At 66.4% G+C, this 21,301-nt stretch carries 24 protein-coding genes and 1 tRNA gene; 10 read left to right on the top strand and 15 right to left on the bottom strand.

What is annotated here, in order from left to right; all coding sequences use genetic code 11:
- Nucleotides 1-8: 8 nt before the first annotated feature.
- Nucleotides 9-1,109: an HlyD family secretion protein gene (locus Q8M13_RS12160; protein WP_305300211.1), complete on the bottom strand. Its 1,101-nt coding sequence runs from the start codon at nucleotides 1,107-1,109 to the stop codon at nucleotides 9-11.
- 172 nt (nucleotides 1,110-1,281) lie between these two features.
- On the opposite strand from Q8M13_RS12160, the gene Q8M13_RS12155 reads away from it, so the two are divergent.
- Nucleotides 1,282-2,535, top strand: a complete 1,254-nt coding sequence (locus Q8M13_RS12155) for a UbiH/UbiF/VisC/COQ6 family ubiquinone biosynthesis hydroxylase (RefSeq protein WP_305300210.1) — start codon at nucleotides 1,282-1,284, stop codon at nucleotides 2,533-2,535.
- 5 nt (nucleotides 2,536-2,540) lie between these two features.
- On the opposite strand, the gene Q8M13_RS12150 is transcribed toward Q8M13_RS12155, so the two are convergent.
- From Q8M13_RS12150 to Q8M13_RS12135, 4 genes are all read right to left on the bottom strand, one after another.
- Nucleotides 2,541-2,747: a Trm112 family protein gene (locus Q8M13_RS12150; RefSeq protein ID WP_305300209.1), complete on the bottom strand. Its 207-nt coding sequence runs from the start codon at nucleotides 2,745-2,747 to the stop codon at nucleotides 2,541-2,543.
- 9 nt (nucleotides 2,748-2,756) lie between these two features.
- On the bottom strand, nucleotides 2,757-3,422 hold the full coding sequence (locus tag Q8M13_RS12145) for an LON peptidase substrate-binding domain-containing protein (protein ID WP_305300208.1): 666 nt from the start codon (nucleotides 3,420-3,422) through the stop codon (nucleotides 2,757-2,759).
- A 10-nt stretch (nucleotides 3,423-3,432) separates the two neighbouring features.
- Nucleotides 3,433-4,338: a co-chaperone YbbN gene (locus Q8M13_RS12140; protein ID WP_305300207.1), complete on the bottom strand. Its 906-nt coding sequence runs from the start codon at nucleotides 4,336-4,338 to the stop codon at nucleotides 3,433-3,435.
- A 93-nt stretch (nucleotides 4,339-4,431) separates the two neighbouring features.
- Nucleotides 4,432-4,944, bottom strand: a complete 513-nt coding sequence (locus Q8M13_RS12135) for a prolyl-tRNA synthetase associated domain-containing protein (protein WP_305300206.1) — start codon at nucleotides 4,942-4,944, stop codon at nucleotides 4,432-4,434.
- 98 nt (nucleotides 4,945-5,042) lie between these two features.
- On the opposite strand from Q8M13_RS12135, the gene Q8M13_RS12130 reads away from it, so the two are divergent.
- The 3 genes from Q8M13_RS12130 (at nucleotide 5,043) to Q8M13_RS12120 (ending at nucleotide 6,748) form a co-directional block, all read left to right on the top strand.
- A complete protein-coding gene (locus Q8M13_RS12130) occupies nucleotides 5,043-5,786 on the top strand; it encodes a DUF6065 family protein (protein WP_305300205.1) in 744 nt (247 codons plus the stop codon).
- A gap of 80 nt (nucleotides 5,787-5,866) precedes the next feature.
- A tRNA-Gly gene (locus tag Q8M13_RS12125) sits at nucleotides 5,867-5,941 on the top strand.
- A 417-nt stretch (nucleotides 5,942-6,358) separates the two neighbouring features.
- Nucleotides 6,359-6,748, top strand: a complete 390-nt coding sequence (locus Q8M13_RS12120; protein ID WP_305300204.1) for a hypothetical protein — start codon at nucleotides 6,359-6,361, stop codon at nucleotides 6,746-6,748.
- 77 nt (nucleotides 6,749-6,825) lie between these two features.
- Here Q8M13_RS12120 and rlmN read toward each other — a convergent pair whose 3' ends face one another.
- The 3 genes from rlmN to Q8M13_RS12105 all read right to left on the bottom strand — a co-directional run bounded on the left by rlmN (nucleotide 6,826) and on the right by Q8M13_RS12105 (nucleotide 9,385).
- Nucleotides 6,826-7,890: a 23S rRNA (adenine(2503)-C(2))-methyltransferase RlmN gene (gene rlmN / locus Q8M13_RS12115; protein ID WP_305300203.1), complete on the bottom strand. Its 1,065-nt coding sequence runs from the start codon at nucleotides 7,888-7,890 to the stop codon at nucleotides 6,826-6,828.
- Between the two features lie 112 nt (nucleotides 7,891-8,002).
- Entirely contained in the window at nucleotides 8,003-8,572 is a 570-nt protein-coding gene (locus Q8M13_RS12110) for a TetR/AcrR family transcriptional regulator (protein WP_305300202.1), read from the bottom strand.
- A 165-nt stretch (nucleotides 8,573-8,737) separates the two neighbouring features.
- Nucleotides 8,738-9,385: a hypothetical protein gene (locus Q8M13_RS12105; RefSeq protein ID WP_305300201.1), complete on the bottom strand. Its 648-nt coding sequence runs from the start codon at nucleotides 9,383-9,385 to the stop codon at nucleotides 8,738-8,740.
- Between the two features lie 458 nt (nucleotides 9,386-9,843).
- Between Q8M13_RS12105 and Q8M13_RS12100 the strand changes: the two genes are divergently transcribed.
- The 3 genes from Q8M13_RS12100 to Q8M13_RS12090 all read left to right on the top strand — a co-directional run bounded on the left by Q8M13_RS12100 (nucleotide 9,844) and on the right by Q8M13_RS12090 (nucleotide 12,914).
- A complete protein-coding gene (locus tag Q8M13_RS12100; protein ID WP_305300200.1) occupies nucleotides 9,844-10,161 on the top strand; it encodes a hypothetical protein in 318 nt (105 codons plus the stop codon).
- The gene (locus Q8M13_RS12095) at nucleotides 10,154-10,429 is read left to right on the top strand and encodes a hypothetical protein (protein WP_305300199.1); all 276 of its coding nucleotides are present in this window, start codon (nucleotides 10,154-10,156) and stop codon (nucleotides 10,427-10,429) included. The genes Q8M13_RS12100 and Q8M13_RS12095 overlap by 8 nt, the downstream gene beginning before the upstream one ends.
- 73 nt (nucleotides 10,430-10,502) lie before the next feature.
- The gene (locus tag Q8M13_RS12090; protein WP_305300300.1) at nucleotides 10,503-12,914 is read left to right on the top strand and encodes an EAL domain-containing protein; all 2,412 of its coding nucleotides are present in this window, start codon (nucleotides 10,503-10,505) and stop codon (nucleotides 12,912-12,914) included.
- Nucleotides 12,915-12,963: 49 nt separating this feature from the next.
- On the opposite strand, the gene Q8M13_RS12085 is transcribed toward Q8M13_RS12090, so the two are convergent.
- Together Q8M13_RS12085 and Q8M13_RS12080 are read right to left on the bottom strand one after the other, a co-directional pair.
- Nucleotides 12,964-13,545, bottom strand: coding sequence for a hypothetical protein (locus tag Q8M13_RS12085; protein WP_305300198.1), 582 nt, complete (start codon nucleotides 13,543-13,545; stop codon nucleotides 12,964-12,966).
- 104 nt (nucleotides 13,546-13,649) lie between these two features.
- Nucleotides 13,650-14,279, bottom strand: coding sequence for a LysE family translocator (locus tag Q8M13_RS12080; protein WP_305300197.1), 630 nt, complete (start codon nucleotides 14,277-14,279; stop codon nucleotides 13,650-13,652).
- 115 nt (nucleotides 14,280-14,394) lie between these two features.
- Here Q8M13_RS12080 and Q8M13_RS12075 point away from each other — a divergent pair, with 115 nt between their 5' ends.
- Nucleotides 14,395-15,165: a sulfite exporter TauE/SafE family protein gene (locus Q8M13_RS12075; RefSeq protein WP_305300196.1), complete on the top strand. Its 771-nt coding sequence runs from the start codon at nucleotides 14,395-14,397 to the stop codon at nucleotides 15,163-15,165.
- On the opposite strand, the gene Q8M13_RS12070 is transcribed toward Q8M13_RS12075, so the two are convergent.
- Nucleotides 15,162-15,566 (bottom strand): MAPEG family protein, encoded by a 405-nt coding sequence (locus tag Q8M13_RS12070; protein WP_305300195.1) that lies wholly within the window; start codon nucleotides 15,564-15,566, stop codon nucleotides 15,162-15,164. The genes Q8M13_RS12075 and Q8M13_RS12070 overlap by 4 nt on opposite strands.
- Nucleotides 15,567-15,698: 132 nt before the next feature.
- Between Q8M13_RS12070 and Q8M13_RS12065 the strand changes: the two genes are divergently transcribed.
- Entirely contained in the window at nucleotides 15,699-15,905 is a 207-nt protein-coding gene (locus Q8M13_RS12065; protein WP_305300194.1) for a KTSC domain-containing protein, read from the top strand.
- A 6-nt stretch (nucleotides 15,906-15,911) separates the two neighbouring features.
- Here the strand turns inward: Q8M13_RS12065 and Q8M13_RS12060 are convergent, their stop codons facing one another.
- From Q8M13_RS12060 to Q8M13_RS12050, 3 genes are all read right to left on the bottom strand, one after another.
- On the bottom strand, nucleotides 15,912-17,141 hold the full coding sequence (locus tag Q8M13_RS12060; RefSeq protein ID WP_305300193.1) for an argininosuccinate synthase: 1,230 nt from the start codon (nucleotides 17,139-17,141) through the stop codon (nucleotides 15,912-15,914).
- Nucleotides 17,142-17,209: 68 nt separating this feature from the next.
- Nucleotides 17,210-17,551: a hypothetical protein gene (locus Q8M13_RS12055; RefSeq protein ID WP_305300192.1), complete on the bottom strand. Its 342-nt coding sequence runs from the start codon at nucleotides 17,549-17,551 to the stop codon at nucleotides 17,210-17,212.
- On the bottom strand, nucleotides 17,552-19,471 hold the full coding sequence (locus Q8M13_RS12050; RefSeq protein ID WP_305300191.1) for a potassium transporter Kup: 1,920 nt from the start codon (nucleotides 19,469-19,471) through the stop codon (nucleotides 17,552-17,554).
- Between the two features lie 212 nt (nucleotides 19,472-19,683).
- Here Q8M13_RS12050 and Q8M13_RS12045 point away from each other — a divergent pair, with 212 nt between their 5' ends.
- Complete coding sequence (locus Q8M13_RS12045; protein ID WP_305300190.1) at nucleotides 19,684-20,487, top strand: SDR family oxidoreductase; 804 nt, start codon at nucleotides 19,684-19,686, stop codon at nucleotides 20,485-20,487.
- A gap of 7 nt (nucleotides 20,488-20,494) precedes the next feature.
- Here the strand turns inward: Q8M13_RS12045 and Q8M13_RS12040 are convergent, their stop codons facing one another.
- Nucleotides 20,495-21,187 (bottom strand): MarC family protein, encoded by a 693-nt coding sequence (locus tag Q8M13_RS12040; protein WP_305300189.1) that lies wholly within the window; start codon nucleotides 21,185-21,187, stop codon nucleotides 20,495-20,497.
- Nucleotides 21,188-21,301 lie beyond the last annotated feature (114 nt).

Below are 21,301 nucleotides of genomic sequence, written 5' to 3'. Positions count from 1 at the left end.
GGCTCGGTTCAGCGCGAGACGCCCTCGCGGGCGTATTCCTTGGCCGGTTGGACTTCGGCGAAGCTCGGGCCGGTGTTGGTGCGCACGTCGACCTTCACCTCGACCGAGAGGCCGGGTCGCAGGGCGCCGGCCAGGGGCGAGGCGGGGTCGACCTTGATCTTCACGGGCAGGCGCTGGGCGATCTTGGTGAAGTTGCCGACCGCGTTCTCGACCGGGATCAGCGCGAACTCCGAGCCGGTGGCGGGCGCGAAGCTGTCGACGTGGCCCTTGATCTCCTGCTTGCCGAAGGCGTCGGCATGGATGGTCACCGGTTGGCCGACGCGCAGGCGGGCCACCTGGGTTTCCTTGAAGTTGGCGATCACATAGGCCTCGCCGAGCGGCACGACGCTCATCAGGGCCGAGCCTGGGCGCACATATTGGCCCGGACGGACGGCGCGGGCGCCGACCACGCCGGCGACCGGCGACTTGATCTCAGCGCGTTCGAGGTCGATGCGGGCCTTGTCGACGGCCGCATGAGCGGCCTGGGCCTGCGCCTGGGTTTGGGCGCGGGTCGAGCCGAGGCTGTCGGCGGTACGGCGCTCGGCCTCCAGGGTGGCGCGGGCCTGGGCGACGCTGGCCGTGGCTTGGCTCGCCGCCGCATGGGCGGTCTGGGCGCGTTGGGGCGAGACCCAGCCCTGATTGGCCAGCGCGCCATAACGATTGAGTTCAGCTTGGGCGAGCTGGGATTCGGCGCGCGCGGCGTCCACCCCGGCCGCCTTCTGGGCGATCATGGCCTGTTCCAGCCGGGCCTTGTCGTCGACACCACGAACGGCGGCGTCCAGCGCCGCGGCGTTGGCTTCGGCCTGGGCGAGCGTGGCGCGCAGCTGCGAGGTGTCCAGCCGCACCAGGACCTGGCCAGCGGCGACGCTGGCGTTGTCGGCGACCAGCACCTCGGCGACATAGCCGTCGACCTGCGGCGCGACCGAGACCTTGTCGGCCTGGATGAAGGCGTTGTCGGTGGCTTCGAAGCGCTGCTTGTTGATCCACCACGCGCCGCCGCCGACCACCAGAGCGGCTGCAACGACGCCCCCGACTGCGAGGGGCATGAATTTCTTGGGCAATATCGCCATGGACGGGGCTCGAAAACCTGAAAAGTGGACGATCAAGTCCAAACTAGATCGCAAGTAGGCGCGCATCGGTTAAGGCGCAATGGATAAATGGACGCAATCGTCCAAAAATCATCTGCGGCGAATTTCCGAAACCGGGGGTGACGCGCGCCCGCTTTCGTCGGCATATCCCCCCATGCTTCAGACCTTCGATGCGGATGTGATCATCGCCGGCGCCGGCATGGCGGGCGCCACCCTTGCTCTGGCCTTGAAGAGCGCCGGCCTAGAGCCGTTGCTGATCGATCCGATCGTGTTCGACGCCCAACTCGCGCCGACCTTTGATGGGCGCTCCTCAGCCATCGCCTTCGCCTCGTTCCGACAATGGCGGACCTTGGGCCTAGCGGACGACATCGAACCCCACGCCCAGCGGATCGAACAGATCCTGGTGACCGACGGCAAGTCGCCCGGCGCGGCGGCGGGCAAGCCGTCCTCGTTTTATCTGCGCTTCGATTCCGCCGAGATCGCCGAGCGCTCCGAGGGCGAACCGCTGGGCTACATGCTTGAGAACCGTCGCTCGCGCGTGGCTCTGGCTGCGGCCGTCGGACGGGCTGGGATCAAGGTGCTGGCGCCGGCGCGGGTGGCGGGCGTCACCTTCGACGCCCAGGCTGCGAGAGTGACCCTGGACGACGGCCAGGTTCTGAGCGCCCCGCTGGTGGTGGGCGCGGAGGGCCGCGGCTCGGTGGTGCGGCGCGAGGCCGGTATCGGCGCGACCGGCTGGGACTACCCACAGACGGGCGTGGTCGCGACAGTTCGGCTGGAGCGTGATCACGAGGGCGTCGCCCACGAGTATTTCCTGCCCGGCGGCCCGTTCGCCATCCTACCCCTCACCGAGAACCGGGCGAGCCTGGTCTGGACCGAGAGTCGGGCCAAGGCGGCGGCGCTGAAGAGCGCGCGTCCGGAAGTCTTCCATGCCCACCTGCAACGCCGGTTCGGCGAGTTCCTGGGGACCGCCAGCCTGGACGGGCCGGTCTTCACCTATCCGTTGTCACTGCAACTGGCCGACCGCTTGGTGGCGCCGCGCGCAGTGCTGCTCGGCGACGCCGCTCACGGCATCCACCCGATCGCGGGACAGGGCTTGAACCTCGGCCTGAAGGGCGCTGCGGCCCTGGCCCAGGTGCTGGTCGAAGCCGCGCGACTTGGCGAGGACATCGGCTCGGAATTGGTGCTGGAGCGCTACGCACGCTGGCGGAGCTTCGACACCGTCATGCTGGCGGCGGCCACCGACGTCTTCACGCGGCTGTTCTCGAACAACAACCCGGTGCTGCGCCTGGCGCGCGGTGTCGGCATGTCGGCGGTGAACCGCATCGGTCCGGCCCGGCGGTTCTTCATGGAAGACGCCGGCGGGGCGACTGGCGACCTGCCAAGACTGCTGCGCGGCGAGGCGCTGTAGCGGGCCTAGTCCAGCGCGCGGGCTTCTTCGGGCAGCATGATCGGCACCCCGTCGCGGATCGGATAGGCGAGCTTGGCGCCGTTGCTGACCAGTTCACCGGCCACGCGGTCATAGGTCAGCGGCCCGTGGGTCACGGGACAGACCAGGACCTCCAGCAGGCGCGGATCGACCTCGGCGGAGAGGGAAAGCGGGACGGCGGGCTCGGTGCTCATGGCGCCTGTCTACTGGATCGAGTGGGGTTCGTCATCGTCACCTTCAAGGCTGTCGATTTCGAGCAGGGCGGTCAGGGCGTCGCAGCGGTCGGCCATGGTCGGCGCCTCAAGCAAGGCCTGCTTCTCGGCCGGCTCGAACGGCAGGCCCATCGACAGGCTAGTGATCAGGCTCTCCAGCGGCGCGGACTCGGCGGTCTCCCAGTCGATGTCCAGTTCGCGGCGGTTCAGATAGCGCTTCAGGGCGCCGGCGAACCGGCGGCGGTCGAAGGCCGGTATCTCGGAGGCCTCGACGCTCAGGTCGTCGGCGAAGGGCAGGAAATTGGCCCGGACCTGGCGATAGGGCGAAGCCACCGACAGTTCCTCGCCCACGATGAACCGGCAGACGCCCGTCAGGGTGATCAGGTAGCGGCCGTCCGAGGTTTCGGAAAAGCTGGTGATCCGCCCGCAGCAGCCGACGCCGGCCAGGTTCGGCCGCGAACGATCGCCGCCAGAACGGGTCTGCACCATTCCGATCATCCGGTCGCCGGCCATGACATCGTCGATCATGTTCAGGTAGCGGGGCTCGAATATCTGCAGCGGCAGCTCGCCAGTCGGCAGCAGCAAGGCCCCGTCCAGCGGAAACACGGGGATGACCTGCGGCAAGTCCGAGGCTCGTCGAAAGACCGCAGCCGGCATCGCGCGCTCCTTACGAAAACAGGATGGAGGACAAGCGTCGTCGGCCTGCCCGGGTGACATCCGAGCCCGCGCCCGCGGCCTCGAAGATAGTGATCAATTGCTTACGGGCCGCCTCGTCGTTCCAGGTGCGGTCCCGCTCGATGATCTTCAGCAGGTGGTCGGCGGCCTCGTCCCAGGCGCCGCGTGCGGCCAGGGCCTTGGCGATCTCGAAGCGGGCCTCGTGGTCGTTGTCGTCCTTGGCCAGGCGCTGTTCGAATTCGCCGGTTTCTTCCGGCGCCTCGTCGGCCAGGGCCAGGGCGGCGCGAACGCTGTCGAGGTCGGCGTCCTTGGCGCCGGGCGGGGCCATGTCGGCCACCTCGCGGGCGCGTTCGGCGTCACCGCCGTTCAGGTAGCAGCGCGCGAGGCCGCCGAGCGCCTTCACATTGTCGGGCTCGCCCTGCAGCACCTCGGCATAGGCCTGGGCCGCGCCGCCGATGTCGCCGAGATCGAGGGATTCCTTGGCCTGGGCCAGGAGTTCGTCGGTGGCGTTGGCCGGGGCCTGGCCGGCCATGCGGTCGACGAACTGCTTCACCTGGCTGTCGGGCAGGGCGCCCATGAAGCCATCGACCGGACGGCCGCCGACAAAGGCGAACACCGCCGGGATCGACTGCACGCGCAGCTGGCCGGCGAATTGCGGGTTCTGGTCGATGTCGATCTTGACCAGCTTGACCTTGCCCTTGGCGGCCAGGACAGCCTTTTCGATCGACGGGCCGAGCTGACGGCACGGGCCACACCAGGGCGCCCAGAAGTCGACGATGACCGGCGTGTCCTTCGAGGTCTCGATGACGTCGGCCAGGAAGCTGGCGTCGGTGCCGTCCTTGATCAGGTCGGCGGGGCCGGCGGCGGCGGTGGACTGGGTTTCGCCGATCAGGCTCATGGTCTCGTTCCCAAAGGGGTCAATTCGGGCGTAACGCGCCCGGGCGCTAAAATGGTCCCTTACTGGCGCGGCTTCAACGGCGCTCCGTCACGATCAGGCCGCTTCCACGACCGCCATGGCCGCAAAATCGACCACCAGCGGGGTGATCCCAAGGGCCTGGAAGAACTTTGCGAAGCCTGCCTGCGAGACGCCGGTGGTGGCGGTGTTGACCAGGGGGTGGAAGTTCACCCGGTCGGCGGCGGCCAGTCGGTGGTCCAGCACGAACGTCACGTCGCGGCCCACGCCGTTGATCATGGCGAAGGCGGTGACCGAGCCTGGCGTGACGCCGAGCGCCTGCTCCATCAACTCCGCCGACCCAAACGACAGCCTGGCCGAGCCGATGACCGTGTGCAGGCGCTTCAGGTCGATCTGGGTGTCGTCCTTGGCCGAGATCAGCCACAGCCGGCCCTTGGCGTCCTTCAGGAACAGGTTCTTGGTGTGGGCGCCGGGAATGCCATGCTTGATGTCCTCGCCCTCGCCGACCCGGAACACCGCCGGGTGGTCGGTGGTCGCGTGGTCGATTGCGTGAGCGTCGAAGAAGGCGATCAGGTCGGGGCGGGTCTTCATGGCCGTTGATTAGCCCAACTGGCCGGTCCTCGTCTCCCCGCTAGCGGAGCGGTTGGACGGCGTTTAGAGCAGACGTAACAAACAAGCTGGAGGAGCCCATGGAGCTCGAGTGCTATCCCACCGCCGAGCGGCCGCCGGAGATCGTGCCGGGGCGCCCGCAGCGCGCCTGGATGGACCGTTTCGCCGAACGTCACCCCTATCGCTGTCTGCCGCTGAGCATGGCCAACACCACGGGGTGGGAAATCCTCTGCCCCATGGCGTTCACCGCCGAGTGGAATGGCGGGCTGATGCAGAGCGACATCACCCTGACGCCGGACCGCCCCAACCCGGACTTCCATAATTTCGTGAAGTCGCACTTCAGCCACGGGGTGCTGACCTTCCACCCCGGCTATCTGTTCAAGACCCCGCCCGGATGGTCCATGATCGCCCAAGGTCCGCCCAACCACATCAAGGACGGCGTTCAGCCGTTGGCGGGCTTGGTCGAGACCGATTGGCTGCCCTTCCCCTTCACGATGAACTGGATGTTCACCCGGCCGGGCAAGGTGCGCTTCGAAAAGAACGAGCCATTTTGTTTTATTACGCTGACCCAGGACCGTCAGCTGGCCGACTTCCAGCCGGTCATTCGGGGCATGGATCGCAATCCCGAACTGCGCGACCAGTATGACACCTGGGAGAAACATCGCAGTGAATTCAACAAGCGAATCTTCCGTTTGGACCCCGAGGCGACCCGCGAAGCGTGGCAGCGCTACTACTTCCGAGGGGAGTTCCCGGAGGAGACCGGAGAGGCCCCGAAGGACCACGTGAACAAGCGCCGATTAAAGACTCCACGATTTGGTGGATGAGGGTGTTGCCAAGTCGCGGACCCTCTGCCATAAGCCCGCTCTCGATTTTCGGCGGCCAAAACATCCGGTCGTTGAGGAGCGCGGGCGTAGCTCAGTGGTAGAGCACAACCTTGCCAAGGTTGGGGTCGAGAGTTCGAATCTCTTCGCCCGCTCCAATTTCCGTCAGGAAATTGAAGCGATTAAAGCGGTCCTTCGGGACCGCTTTTTGCTTCCGGCCCCAAGTGAGGGTTTCGGGGAAGCAAGAAGGAAGCACGCGGAAGCGCAGTTCAGCGCGTTCCGGCGAGCTACCTCGGAGCTTTGGTAGAGAAGCGCCTTTCGTTGCCTCTGTGATGCGATTCTGGACCCCTCTGGGGCCTTCGGCAACCCGTCGGCTCTATTGCTCCCAGTAGCTGCGCATCTCGTCCACGGCGCTAATCTCAACGTCATGGTCAGCAGGCCTTGTCCCGCATCCGTAGCGACCTCAATGCGGAGCCGCGCCTTGGTCCTCGCGCCGTCCGTCCGGGGCCTGGCGCGCGGCACGGGGATTTCTCGATATCTTCTCAGTCCCGGTTGGAACTTAGCGAGAAGAAACAGTGACGCCCGATCATAGGTACATCGTCATTCGGCCGCATATCAGCGAATTCCCCGTGCCGATGGCTGTAAAGAAGGGGGACCGGGTTTGGGTTGGCGAGCTATATGCCGGTCCCGAAGGCTGGCTTGACTGGTATCTCTGTTCGGCTCCGGGGCAGGAGCCGGGTTTCGTGCCAGAGCAAATCCTTGATCGCCATCCAGATGGCTTCGGCACGATGCTGGAGGATTTCACCAACCGCGAGCTCAATGTCGTAGAAGGCGAAGAACTGCGAGGCGAGCGTCAGCTGAACGGTTGGCTATGGGCCGCCCGCATCCCTGACGGCGAAACAGGGTGGGTGCCTCTCGACAACATTCGCGTTGACCGCCCGGACTTGCGGTCGCGGAAATCCTGAAGCTGAAACTCTTCCCCGGCGCCTGGACTCTCCGGCGTGGCGCTCCGTGACCCCGGCGCAGCTTCCGAGGCCGCGCGCTAGGCTGCCTTGCGTCGTGTTGATCTCTTTTCGACCCGAAGTCCCTTCAGGTCGCGTAGCCAGAGCTGGCCGCACGCAGCGGATATGTCGCGCCCTTGTGTGTCGCGAACGACCACGGGGACGTCGGCGCGCGCAAGCTCCCTTCGGAATCTCGCCAGGCTATGGTCGGGCGTGCGGTCGAGGGAGATGCCCTCAACGGGGTTCCAGCGCATCAGATTCACCCTCGCCCTTTGGCCGACCATCATCCGGGCGAGCCGTCTTGCGTCGGCCTGCGTATCGTTGATCCCGGGTAGGACCAGATAGACGAAGGTTACGATGCGGTTGTGCCGCTTCGCCCAAGACAGGGCTCGGGCGACGACGTCGCCGATGTCATGCTTGCGCGCGCCGGGGATCAGGCGGTCCCGGATGTCCTGCGTCGTGGCATGCAGGGATATGGTCAGGTTTACGCCCAGGTGTTCTTCGCGCAGCCGGGCCAGCGCGCTGGGAATGCCGATCGTCGAGATCGTGATGCCCGTGGTGGGAAAATCGCAGCCGCGCCGGTCCCGCAGGATGCGGATCGCCTTCATGACCTGCTCATAGTTGTTGAGCGGTTCGCCGATGCCCATGAAGACGATGCGTCTGACCTTCGGGCCGAGTTGCACGACCTGTTCGACGATCTCGGCGGCCAGGAGGTTTCGCATCAGACCGGCCTGACCGGAGGCGCAGAACTGACAGGCAAAGGCGCACCCGACCTGCGAGGAGACGCAGGCCGTATGTCCATCGCGACGCCGGATCAGGACGCTCTCGACCGCATAGCCGTCGGGCAGCCCGAAAAGTACCTTCTGCGATTGGCTGCCGCGATCTTGCGTGAGGCGCTTCAGCCCCCGCAACCGCAGGCCTGAGGCGTCCGCCCAGATTCGTAGGGAGCGAGGCAGATCAGCGTGAGGCGAGAAGAGCGCCCGATAGGATAGGCCGCCGTGGTCGCCTGAGTTCAGGGCGTCGAAGTCGGTCGCCGTGAGATCGAGGGCGAGGCGGGCAGGCGAGATCGGCGAAGCCGGCCGGGACGGCTCGGGATGGTCAGACATTTTCGCGTTCCAGGGCAGCAAGCGCCGTCGCACCGATCGGCGGCGGGCTATTTATAACCAACGCGCCGGTTATAAATCAATCCGGAGAGAATTCCTAAGCGGCGGCGAGCGCTTAGTCGAAAGCGTGGCCGGGATAGAGGAGCGTGAGAAGATCCCGGGTGCGGGTCGTCATATAGGCGGACAGATCGCCCTGCGGCTCGACGAGCCATTGCATGCAGGAGCCCTGGATGACCGTCTGCACCAGACTGGCGGCTCTGGCGGGATCGTGCGGACTGGCCGGCAACCGCCGCTCGATAGCCTGCACGACCAGTCGATTGCGTTCCGCGGCCAGGTCGTGAAGTGTCGGCTCGGAGAGATCGGCCAATAGAAGAATCAGATAGCGTTCCGTTCCCCCACCGCCGCCCATCCCGGCGATCAGATCCTTCAACATCGACCACAAAGGGTCGAGGCCGGGCTCAGGCGACAGTTCTGCAAAATAGTTGCGTACCGCCTGGGTCATTCGCTCCATGACCTTGCGGTGCAGGGTCGCCTTGTCCGTAAAGCGCTGGATGAGGGCGGCTCGCGACAGGCCGACAGCGACCGCGACATCCGTCAGGGTGAACGAGGCCGGGCCCTTATCCAGGATGACCTGGAGGGCTGTGTCGAGCACGATTTCATCGCTTTGGCGTTTGGGGCGCGGCATGGGGCGGTCTCGTTATGGCGGCGGTCGGATGCGGCGTCGTTCCAAACCTTACGGCTGATCGCCTTGTCACCCGGTGTTTCCGGTTGCCGAGCACATATCAGCAACAGACCACTCTTTGGTAACCTGCGAGAAGGTTATGAGCTGCCTGAGCGCCAAGCCGCGAGTTCATCCGCCCCAGAGGAATGCGGTCGGCACGTCGTAGCGTTGCTGGCCGATCGTCACCGTCACGGTGTCCTCGCCGGTCATGGTCGAGCGCGCGCCAGGATCCCGCGTCTGGCCCTGAGCGTCGAAGCTGAGGGTGCGGCCCTTGCCTTCATCCAACAACAGGGTGACGTCGGCGCTGCGGTCGGCGCGGCGCACGACGCCGGCCTTGCACTGGCCAGAGGACGGCAGGCCGGGACCCCGACACCCGATCGACGCTACGGCGTTGAACGCCGTGCCCGGCAAGCGGGCGTCTTCGGCCTCCGCCACCTGGGGCGCGCGGCGGGGGACGGAGATCAGGGCGACGCCGTCCACTTGGCCGAGCGATTTCCCGCCGAGGGCGGCGATCGCGGCCTGATCGGAAGCCGGGCAGCCCACGAGGTCAGCGCTGTCGTCCAGATAGTCGACCGTGGCGGCCGTTTCGCCGATGCGGCGGCACGGAGCGCCCGCGGCCGGATAGCCGTCGCCCACTACGCGAAGCGTGGCGGGCCAGACGAAGGGCGCCGTCGAGATGAGCGCCGTGGGGCTGGTCTGTTCAGGCTGACTGCAGGCGGCCAGGCTCAGGGCGGCGACCGAACCGAGCAGCAGGGCGGCGGGTTTGGAAAACATCATGGCGGGCTCTCTCCTGAGCGCGAAGCGCGGCTGGTGACGATAGAGTAGGAACCGGCTTCGCCCCAGTGGGCGGCGACGCCATGCCCCCGGGACTCGCTTACAAGCGGGGCCTTAAGGTCATAACTCGCAAAATAGCTGCGGATTTTCGGCCTGCTACTTTTAGGCGCGCGCGTTGCGTTGGCGTTGCATCCGCCTGACCCGGCGCGCTATAAGTCCGGGTGATGACCCTGGCTTTCGCCCTTTCCGGACCGACGATCGCGCGCTGCGCTGCGCGTCCGGCCGCCTGTGCGTCGAAAACCACGATGATGATTATTACCCCCACCATAGGGACGGGGCGAACTCGCGCGACTTAAGACACCGCCGACGGATCGCAAGATCAGGAACCCCGCTCCCGAACAGGTAGCGGGGTTTTTTTGTGCGCGCCGTCGGTCCTCAATTCCAAGAAGGACCTGACCACCATGCTCTCAGCCGAACTCCATTCCGATCCCGCCCGAGCGCGCGACGCCGCGCGACGCTTCGCCGACGCGCTCGCCGCCGAGGCGCTGCTCGACCAAACCGCGCGCCTGGAGGCCACTCTGGCGGCCGACGGCGGGCTGGAGGCCCTGTTCGCGCTGGAGCAGGCCCTGGACCTGGCTTGGCCGTGTCCTGCGCCCACCTGCGAGCTGATCTGGGCCACCCAGGCCGCGGACGAGGTGCTACGCCTGCGGGCCTTCGACGAGGCCGGGCGGTTGCTGCTGGCGCGGGCCTATTGCGCGAAGGAGGCTAAACATGGCTGACGGTGTCTGTTCGCCGCCGGCTCCAGCCCGGCGCACGTTTCTGATCGAGGCGCAGGCGGGCGCCGATGTCGTGTTGCGGGTGCTCGGTCCGTTCGCCGTGCAGGACGTGGATATCCTGACGATGGAGGCCTCGCGGGACCTGGGACGGATCTCGATCCGCATTGAGGCCGGCGGACTGGCCGAAGCGGCGGCGCAGGGTTTGGCAGATCGCCTGCGCGCCATGCCGGCGGTCACGGGCGTCGGGCTGGGCTGGCGGGCCGGGGCCTGAGGCGTCCTGTCGCACTTTGCGCGGAATAGGTAATTTTATTTACCCTGACTTCTTAGAAGCCCGGCGAAGTCGTATCTCTTCCGGGCTGGTTATAGTGTTTAAAGTATTGACGTGCTTGGTCGCAGAACACGACCACAGGCTTGTACTTGTCGCAGCGATGGTCTGCTTTGGAGGCTGCTTCACAGCCTTCAAGCTCTACTCCAGGATGCGAGATGCGTCTTCACGCGGAATGCGAATGGCCTGGGTGCTGTTGACCGGCCTGGTCGCTGGCTGCTCGATCTGGGCGACCCACTTCATCGCCATGCTGGCCTACACGACGGGGTTGAGGGTCGGATTCCTTCCGACCGGGACCTTGGCTTCGCTGTTGATCGCCGCGGTCTTCATGGCAGGCGCCTTCGGCGCGGCGGCCAGCGTGCGCGGGGCGGCGGGCAAGATCGCCGGCGGCGTGCTGACCGGGATCGGCGTCAGCGCCATGCACTACATCGGCATGTCGGCCTATGTGACCGAAGGCGTGATGAGCTGGGACCTTGGACTTGTCGCGGTCTCGATGTCCCTGGGCTTCGCTGGGGGCGTCGGCGCGCTGTTCGTCGCGGACCAGGCTCGCACCCTGCCTCGGCAACTGCTCGGCGGCCTGGTGCTGACGCTCGCCATCTGCTCGGTGCATTTCATCGGCATGGGCGCGATCACCATCACGCCTGATCCCTCGGTGGACGTGCCGGCCCAACTGCTGTCCTCGGTGATGATGACGGTGTCCGTCGCCTTGATCGTCAGCCTGATTATTCTGGGCGGCCTCGGCGCTGTGCTGATCGAGGGCGGGGTCAACGCCCAGTCGCTGGCGCGCACGCGGCGGCTGGCCGACGCGGCCTATGAGGGCATCGTCGTCACCCGCGCCGACCGCATCCAGGACGCCAACGCCGCCTTCTGCGCCCTGGCCGGCGCCAGCGTAGCCGACCTGGTAGGGCTGCGCCTGGCCTCCGATATCCTGACCTTCGACGCGGTCGAGGGCGGGGTGCTGGACGGGCGCCGCGAGGGACGTCTGCGGCCGCGTGACGGCAGCTCAGAAATTCCGATCGAGGCCTTTGGGCGGGTGATCGAGGCCGGCGGCGACCAGGGCGACCTGATGGTGCTGGCGATCCGCGATCTGCGTGAGCGGCGCTCGGCCGAGGAGAAGATCCGCTATCTCGCCGAGCACGACGGCCTGACCGGCCTGGCCAATCGCAATGTCATGCAGACGCGGCTGAACCAGGCGATCGGGCAGGTCAGCACCGCCGACGAGCAATTGGCGGTGATCTGCATCGACCTGGACCACTTCAAGGAAGCCAACGACCTGCATGGCCACCTGGCCGGTGACGCGATCCTGACCGAGATCGCCCGGCGGCTGCAGCGGGCGGTGGTCGCACCCTCGTTCGCGGCGCGTTTGGGCGGCGACGAGTTCGTCGTGGTGCAGATCGGCGGCGGCCCGCAGCCCACGGCCTCGGCCGAACTGTCGGCCACCTTGCTGGAAATCCTCGCCCAGCCTGTGAGCTACGCCGATCAGGATCTGCCGGTCGGCGCCAGCCTGGGCATCAGCCTTTATCCCGACGACGGCACGACCGGCGAGGGCCTGTTGGCTGCCGCCGACATGGCGCTGTACCGGGCCAAGGAGGGCGGCCGCGGCGCCTACTGCTTCTTCAAGCGCGAGATGGACGAGAACATCCGCGAGCGCCGCACACTGGCGCGTGAGCTGCGCACGGCCATCGCGGCCGAGGAACTGGTTCTGCACTATCAGCCGCTGGCCCGCGCCGAGGATGGCGAGGTTTGCGGGTTCGAGGCGCTGGTGCGTTGGAACCACCCGACCCGAGGCATGGTGGCGCCGCTCGACTTTATTCCGATCGCCGAGGAGAGCGGGTTGATCCTGCCGCTCGGCGAATGGGTGCTGCGCCGGGCCTGCGCCGACGCCGCCAACTGGGACAAGCCGCTGCGCATCGCTGTGAACCTGTCGCCGGTGCAACTGCACCAGACGACCCTGGCCGCCACGGTGCACGAGATCTTGCTGGAGACCGGCCTGGCCCCGCGCCGGCTGGAGCTGGAGGTCACCGAAAGCGCGCTGTTCAAGGACTATCAGCGGGCGCTCGACAACCTGCGCCGCCTGAAGGCCCTCGGCGTGCGTATCGCCATGGACGACTTCGGCACCGGCTTCTCGTCGCTATCGACCCTGCAGTCGTTCCCGTTCGACAAGATCAAGATCGACAAGAGCTTCGTGGAGAACATCCATCGGCATGATCGCGCGACCGCCATCGTGCGGGCGGTGCTGAGCCTGGGTCGCAGCCTTGAGATCCCGGTGACCGCCGAGGGTGTCGAGACCGCCGAGCAGCTAGAGTTCCTGCGCAGCGAGGCCTGCACCGAGGTTCAAGGCTATGCGATTGGCCGCCCCGCGCCGCTGCACACGCTGAGCGACTGGACGGACGAGATCATCGAGCCGGTTCGCAAGGTCGACGTCGCCTAGGCGCGCGCCCGGTCAAGTCTCCTCTCCCAAGGGAGAGGAGAAGAGAAGGTTAGGGCGTAGGCCGAACGATCCGCGGGCCGAGGTTCTCGATCACAGCGCGGGCGTCGAAGGCGCGGGGATTGTCGGTTGGCTTGGCGCCGCGCGACATCACGATCTCGGCGCTGGCCTCGTACTTGTCGACGGTGCGGACATCCATCCGGTCGCCCCAGAACGGGCTGCCCCAATAGGGATCCCAGCTGCGCCAGCCAAAGCCGCCGCCGTAGTAGCGCCAGGAGGGCGCCCAGAATCCGTAGCTGGGTCCGTACCAGGGGCTGTAGAGCGGGTCGCGTTCGATATAGGTGCGGCGGTCGCGCTCGACATTGCGGTCGGCGATCTCGAACCAGTCATAGCCTTCCTGCACTGTCAGCTCGGCGGCGCGGAACAGCAGGAAACCCTCGACCGTCTCGCGCGAGGTCAGGCTGTTGCCGGCGAAGGTCACCCGGAAGCGGTTGGGTTCGATCCGCTGTTCGGAGTAGCCGCCCGAAGTGGCTTGGCCCGGAATGTTCGGTTGATAGGGCGTGGCGGTCGCGCAGGCGCTGAGCAGGCCGGCGAGGGCGAGGCTGGCGGCGATGGCGGCGAATTTTCGTGACATGGCGGTTTTGACCCGAAAGTCCTCGTCCCTCGAGGAAAGGCGACACTTGTGACGTAACACGTAGGCCTAATTATGGTTGCGCTTGTTCGCCTTCGCCAGGGTCCTCAAGCCTTTGTCGCCATCAACATTGCGGCGCTGAGCAACAGCAGGCCGACGCAGATGGAGAAGCCCTTGCGGAATTGGGGTTCGCTCATCCGCGAGGCGATCGCCGCGCCGCCGATCCCGTAGGCGCTCATGGCCAGGATATCTAGCGTCAGGGTGGCGCAGGCGAAGGCCGCCAATTGGGCCGGCAGCGGCCGGTTGGGATCGAGGAATGGCGGCAGGACAGCGGTGAAAAACAGGATCGCCTTCGGATTGGCGATCTGCACGGTGAAGCCGTCGAGAAACGCCGACTTGCCGAGCTTGAAAGCGCCATGGCCCGGCTCGGCGTCCTTCTGGAAGGCGCCCCGCAACGACTTGATCCCCAGCCAGGCGATATAGGCCGCGCCGCCATAGGCCAGCAGGTGGAAGAATTGCGGAAAGGCCAAGATCAGGGCGCCGAGGCCTAGGGCCGCCGCGCCGAACCACACCAGGGTGGCGCAGTTCATGCCGAGCACGCCGATCAGCGCCGCGCCCTTTCCGCGCTGCGCGCCCGTGGCGATCGAGAACAGGTTCGCTGGGCCGGGTGTCACGGCCATCACCGCCATGACCCCAATGAAGGCGGCGTAGCGGGCGGGATCGATCGGCAGGTCCATCGGGTTCGGGGGCTCGGCAGGGAGGGAAGCGTAGAAATGCTGACGCCGCCCTGAGGTAATCCCCATTGCCTCGCTCGGAAAGCTCTGTGAACTGCCAAGCCGATCTGGAGGGACGATGGGTCCGGAATTTTGGCTATTCGCCGCCGTGGGCTTTGCGGCCCAACTCGTCGATGGGGCGCTGGGCATGGCCTATGGCGTGGTCTCGACCACGGTGCTGCTGGCCAACGGCGTGCCGCCGGCGACGGCGTCGGCCAGCGTACACGCGGCCAAGGTGTTCACCGGCGCGGCCTCGGCGGTCTCGCATATCGCCCATCGCAACGTCGATTGGCGGCTGTTGGTGCTGCTCGCCGCCGGTGGCATGCTCGGCGGCGTGGTTGGCACCTACCTGCTGACCTCGGTGGATGGCGAGCAGATCAAGCCCTTCGTGGTGGCTTGGCTGGGCCTGATGGGCCTGGTGATCCTCTACCGCGCCTGGAAGGGCGCGCGGCCCAAGCCGTTCTCCTGGAAGGGGCCGTTCCCGCTCGGCTTGGTCGGCGGCTTCTTCGACGCGGTTGGCGGCGGCGGCTGGGGGCCGGTGGTGACCTCGACCCTGCTGGGATCTGGCGCTGACCCGCGCAAGGCGATCGGCACCACCAACGCGGCCGAGGCCTTCGTGGCGGCCGCCGTCTCGGCGGCGTTCCTGGCGGCCCTGGTGTCGGGCCATTGGGAAACCGACGACCTCGCCCAGCACCTGTGGTCGGTGCTGGGTCTGATCGCGGGCGGCGTGGTCGCTGCGCCCCTGGCTGGATGGATGACCAAGGTGCTGCCGATCCGGGCCTTGACCTGGATCGTCGGCCTGGTGGTGACCGGCCTGGCCATCTGGCAAGCGGTGGTTTTGTTCGGCTAGGCGCCGACGACGGCCAAGGTCCACACGATCCGGCCCAGCGCGCCGAACAGCAGGATGGCGGTGGCGGCGAGTTGGATCATGAAGCCGGCTTCGCGCTTCTTCGGGTCGGCTACATAGCCTAGCGCGTAGATGATCCGTCCGACGATCCAGACGAGGCCCAGGCCGGCGGCGAACAGGTCGTTCCAGTAGATGGCGAACAGCCACAGGCCGGCCAGGAAGATCGGCAGCCATTCCAAGGTGTTGTAGTGGACGCGGATGTGCCGCTCGAGGATCGGATCCCCGGTCATGGCGGGCGCGGCGACGCCGCTCTTGGCGCGGGCCTGACCGACCCGGACGCCCATCCAGATATAGACGAGAAGCGCGGCGATGGTGACCAACGCCACATAGCTGTGTGGTTGCATGAATTTCCCCCTCAAACGCCCGGCGGTAATGCCGCCGTTGGCGGCGAGCTTGGCATGTGTTGGAGGTTTTGGGGAACTCCTACAGCGGTGCGAGGCGTTCTACTGCGGTCCACGGAACACTGGAGACCCGCCATGCAGGTCGAATCCGAAGCGATCCGCGAGATCAACTACGACGCTGAACGCGCCAAATTGTTCGTCACGTTCAACGACGGCGACCTCTACGTCTATGTGGGCGTCCCCGGTGAGGTGCACCGGAGTTTCCTGGACGCGGACTCCAAAGGCAGGTTCTTCGCCTACGAAATCCGCGACCAGTATCCGTACAACAAGGTGGACGGCTAAGCCGTCCTACTTCATTCGCTGATCGCGCTTGGCGGCGACGCGCAGCCGCAGGGCGTTGAGCTTGATGAAGCCGGCGGCGTCGCGGTGGTCGTAGGCGACCTTGCCTTCCTCGAAGGTGACTAGATCCTGGTCGTACAGCGAGTAGGGGCTGGTGCGGCCGATGATCGAGACGTTGCCCTTGTAGAGCTTCACCCGGACCTGGCCGGTGACCATGGCCTGGCTGTGGTCGATGGCGGCCTGCAGCATCTCGCGCTCAGGCGCGAACCAGAAGCCGTTATAGACCAGCGATGCGTACTTCGGCATCAGCTCGTCCTTCAGGTGCATCGAGCCGCGGTCCAGCGTGATGGACTCGATACCGCGGTGAGCGGCCAGCAGGATGGTCCCGCCGGGGGTCTCGTAGACGCCGCGCGACTTCATGCCGACGAAGCGGTTCTCGACCAGGTCCAGGCGGCCGACGCCGTTGTCGTGGCCCAGCTGGTTCAGCTTGGTCAGCAGGGTGGCGGGGCTCATCTTCACGCCGTCGATGGCGACCGGGTCGCCCTTCTCGAAGTCCAGGGTGAAGATGGTCGGCTGATCGGGGGCGTCCTCGGGCGCGATCGTGCGCATGTGGACGAACTCCGGGGCCTCGACCGCCGGGTCCTCCAGCACCTTACCTTCGGACGAGGAGTGCAGCAGGTTGGCGTCGACGCTGAACGGGGCCTCGCCGCGCTTGTCCTTGGCGATCGGGATCTGGTGTTTCTCGGCGAAGTCGAGCAGGTGTTCGCGGGACTTGAAGTCCCACTCGCGCCAGGGGGCGATCACGTGGATGTCGGGCTCCAGGGCGTAGTAGCCGAGCTCGAAGCGGACCTGGTCGTTGCCCTTGCCGGTCGCCCCGTGGCTGACCGCGTCGGCGCCGGTGGCCCGGGCGATCTCGATCTGCTTCTTGGCGATCAGCGGCCGGGCGATCGAGGTGCCGAGCAGGTACTGGCCCTCATAGACCGTGTTGGCGCGGAACATCGGGAACACGAAGTCGCGCACGAACTCCTCGCGCACGTCCTCGATGAAGATGTTCTCCGGCTTCACGCCGGCCGCCAGCGCCTTGGCCCGCGCCGGCTCGATCTCTTCGCCCTGACCCAGGTCGGCGGTGAAGGTCACCACCTCTGCCCCATACTCCGTCTGGAGCCACTTCAGGATGATCGAGGTGTCCAGACCGCCCGAATAGGCCAGGACGACTTTCTTGATCGGGGGCGTGGCCATCGGCGGCGTCTTTCGAAAGCGGTGGGAGGAGATTGTCGAGCGCCTTTAAGGGCGCCGACGCGACGGATTCAAGACTTCAGGGCGCCTTCGGCCTGAAGTGTCGCCATCGCGCCCTTTAGCCACTGCAGGTGCAGCATGGCGATCACAGCGGCCAGCGTAGCGCGCAGGCCAAAGAAGATCACGTCGTAGGCCAACTGGGTCTGGTGGCGATGTCCCCAAAGCAGGGCCATCCCGATCAGGAAGGCGACGACGATCGGCAGCGGCAGGGCGACATTGCGCGACAGCCGCCCGCCCATCATTGGAACCCGGGTGTCGGGCTCCATGCGCATCCAGGCGGTCCGCGTGGCCGAGGCCATGATCGAGAGCGACAGGATCCAGAGGACGTCGGCGGCTATGCTGAGAATGGTCATCTAGACGGTTACCTGCGTGCCCAGCTCCACGACTCGGCCTGGGGGGATCTTGTAGAAGTCGGTGGGGTTGGCGGCGTTCTTCATCAGGAAGATGAAAATCTTGTCCTGCCAGAGCGGCATGCCCGATTGCGCCGACGGCACGATGGAGCGCCTTCCTAAGAAGAAGCTGGTGGCCATGATGTCGAACTTCAGCCCGAGCTTGCGGCAAAGGCCCAGGCCCTTGGGAATGTTCGGGCTCTCCATGAAGCCGTACGAGATGTAGACGATTTTGAAGTCGTCATTGACCGGCTCGATGCGGATGCGGTCGTTCTCGCGCACCCGCGGGGTCTCGGCGGTCAGCACCGTCAGGATGATGTTCTTCTCGTGCAGCACCTTGTTGTGCTTGAGATTATGCATCAACGCGACCGGGGCCATGGTCGGGTCGGAGGTCAGGAAGATCGCGGTGCCAGGCGCCCGGTGCGGGGCGCGGGCCTTGAGGATTTCCGACAGTTCGACCAGGGGCACGGAGTCGCGCCGGGTCTTGTCCGACAGGATCTGGGCGCCGCGCGTCCAGGTCCACATGATCAGCACCAGCATCGCGCCCATCACCAGCGGCAGCCAGGCGCCGTCCGGGATCTTCAGCAGGTTCGAGCCGATGAACACCAGGTCGAGCGATCCGAAGGCGGTGGCGGCCAGCGCGGCCTGCCAGGTCGGGCGCTTCCACATGTACTTGATGATGACGAAGAACAGCAGGGTGTCGACGAACATCGCGCCGGTGACGGCGATGCCATAGGCCGCGGCCAGGGCCGAGGAGTTCTGGAAGGTGAACAGCAGCACCAGCACCCCGACCATCAGATAGGTGTTCACCTGCGGCACGAAGATCTGGCCGGCCTGGGTCTCGGAGGTCCGGCGGATGTCGATGCGCGGCAGCAGACCGAGCTGCACGGCCTGCTGGGTCATCGAGAAGGCGCCGGTGATGACCGCCTGGCTGGCGATGACGGTGGCGACCGTGGCCAGCACCAGCACCGGCCAATAGGCCAGCTCCGGAACCATCGCCCAGAACGGGTTGAAGCGCGCCTCGGGGTGGGCGAGCACATTGGAGCCCTGGCCCAGATAGCTGATGGCGAGGCAGGGCAGGGCGAAGAACAGCCAGGAGGCCTGGATCGGCTTCTTACCGAAGTGACCCATGTCAGCGTAGAGCGCTTCGGCCCCGGTGACCGCGAGGAAGACGCTGCCGAGGATCACGAAGCCGACCAGGCCGTCGTTCAGCAGGAAGCGCACGCCGAACCAGGGGTTCAACGCCCGCAGGATCGACCAGTCATCGGCGATGTGAAGGGCGCCAAGGCCGCCGAGGGTCAGGAACCAGGCGGCCATGATCGGGCCGAACAGCGCGGCCATCCGGTGGGTGCCGCGCGCCTGGACCATGAACAGCGCCACCAGCACGCCGGCCGCGATCGGGACGAGGTAGGGCTGGATGCCTTCCCCGACGCCCGGCGCTTCCTTGAGCCCCTCGACCGCCGAGAGCACGGAAATCGCCGGGGTGATGATGCCGTCGCCGTAAAACAGCGCCGCGCCGATCACGCCGAGGAAAAAGACCGTCGTCGAGCGCTTGGGCAGGTGACGCTGGGCCAGGGCCATCAAGGCCAGAGTGCCGCCCTCGCCCTTGTTGTCGGCCCGCATCAGGAAGACGACGTACTTGATAGTGACGATCAGGATCAGCGCCCAGATCACCAGCGAGACGACCCCGAGCACAGCCAATTCGCTGGTTCCGCCGGAGCGCGAATGGTGCAGGGCTTCCTTCATCGCATAGAGCGGGCTGGTGCCGATATCGCCGAAGACGACACCAATCGCCCCCAGTGCGAGCGCGCGGAAGCTCTCTTGTTTGTGGGCGGAGTGAGACTCCTCCGTCGCCTCCTGGGCGACGCCGGCTGTTTCAGCCATTCAAAGTCTCCGGGAACATGCGGACAGACGCTCCCCTAGGCGGCCCAAGTGCCGCAGCGGCGGGCGCGATACACCCAATCCGACAACCGTACAATCGTGACGTCGCCACGTCACGCTGACGCTGAGCACAGAATGACATCTGCGGGCCGGGCGGCTTGACCTTCAGCAGGCTTTGTCCACCTTCGGCGCAGGTTGCGAACCAAGGGGCTGGAATGGACCGAAAGTTGGCGTTGGTGACGGGGGCCTCGGCCGGGATCGGCGCAGCCTTCGCCCGCATCTACGCCAGCCATGGCTACGATATCGCCCTGACCGCCCGGCGGACCGATCGCTTGGAGAAGCTGGCCGAGGAAATTCGCCTGCGCCACGGGGTCGAGACCCTGACCATCGCCGCGGACCTGGCTGAGCCGGAAAGCCCCGGCGCCATCCTCGATCACCTCACCGCGCACGGGCGCGTGGTCGACGCGCTCGTCAACAATGCCGGCTACGGCGTGCCCGGCGGCTTCCTGGAGTCTCCTTGGACAACCCATGCGGCGTTTCTGCAGGTGATGCTGACCGCGCCAAGCGAGCTGGCTCATCGGGTGCTTCCCGGGATGGCGGCGCGCAAGTTCGGCCGGATCGTCAATGTCGCGTCATTGGCGGGCCTGATTCCGGGGTCCCCCGGCGCGACCCTCTACGGGGCGACCAAGAGCTATATGGTGAAGTTCTCCCAGAGCCTGCACCTGGAGAACCAGGGAACCGGGGTCCATGTCAGCGCCCTGGCGCCGGGCTTCACCTATTCGGAATTCCACGACGTCAACGACACCCGCGAGCAGATCAGCCGCAGCGCTCCGGAATGGATGTGGCTGGGGGCCGACGAGGTCGCCGCCGCCGGCTATGAGGCGGCCGAGGCCAATCGTCCGATCTGCGTGCCCGGAGCGCCGAACAAGGCCATCGCCGCGGCGGTCAAGTTGATCCCCGACGAGTGGGCCTTGGCGCTGATGGCCTCGCAGGGGCCGCGGTTCCGGGGAAAGGTCTGACGGTGACCTATTTCGCGTAGGGCGCGGCGGCTTCGCGCAGGATGACGCCGGCCGTCGACTCCGCGATCCCGGCCAGGATGAACTGCACCGCCAGGGCGCAAAGGATCAGGCCCAGGACCCGCACCACGATGGTCAGGCCGATGCGGCCGAGCAGACGGGTGATGATCGGGGTCGCCCAGAAGCAGAGCATGGTGGCCAGGGCCAGGGCGGCGATGACCGCCACGCCGACGGCGGCGCCGGCCACGCCGAACCGTTTGGCCTCGCTGGCGTAGATGACCACGGTGGAGATCGCGCCGGGCCCGATCAACAAAGGCATGGCGAACGGCACGATCATCCGCTCGAACCGGCGGCGTGCATTGGCGCGGCCTTCGAGCGGCGGCCCGGTCTCGTCGGCGGCGTTGGCGAAGGTGGCGGTGAAGTCGTCGCGGGCCATTTCCAGGCCCAGCAGGAACAGGATCACCCCGCCGGCGATACGGAAAGCGGGCAGCGAAATCCCGAAGAAGGCCAGCAGCGACAGGCCCGAGAAGTAGAAGAAGGTCAGGAAGCCGAGGACGAACAGCGCGATATAGACCGCGATCAGCCGGCTATCCTTGCTCTTCACACCGTTGGTGGCGGCGGCGAACAGCGGGACGTTGCCGATCGGGTCGATCAGGGCGAACAGCGCGACGAAGAAGTTGACGGCGAAGTCCCACTGGCTCATTCAGCGGTCTTAGCCCAATTCGAAGCGCCCGCCGACCTCTCGCGAGAGGGCGCCCGCGCGCCTGCCTGAAAGGATTTCGCCATGGCCCTTGCCCCCGCCGCCGTGCTGGCCGAT

Origin of the sequence: Phenylobacterium sp. (assembly GCF_030681155.1) — a bacterium.
Classification (GTDB): Bacteria; Pseudomonadota; Alphaproteobacteria; order Caulobacterales; family Caulobacteraceae; genus Phenylobacterium.
The sequence above is the reverse complement of the archived record's forward strand: the minus strand, read 5'-3'. Positions and strand labels throughout refer to the sequence as shown.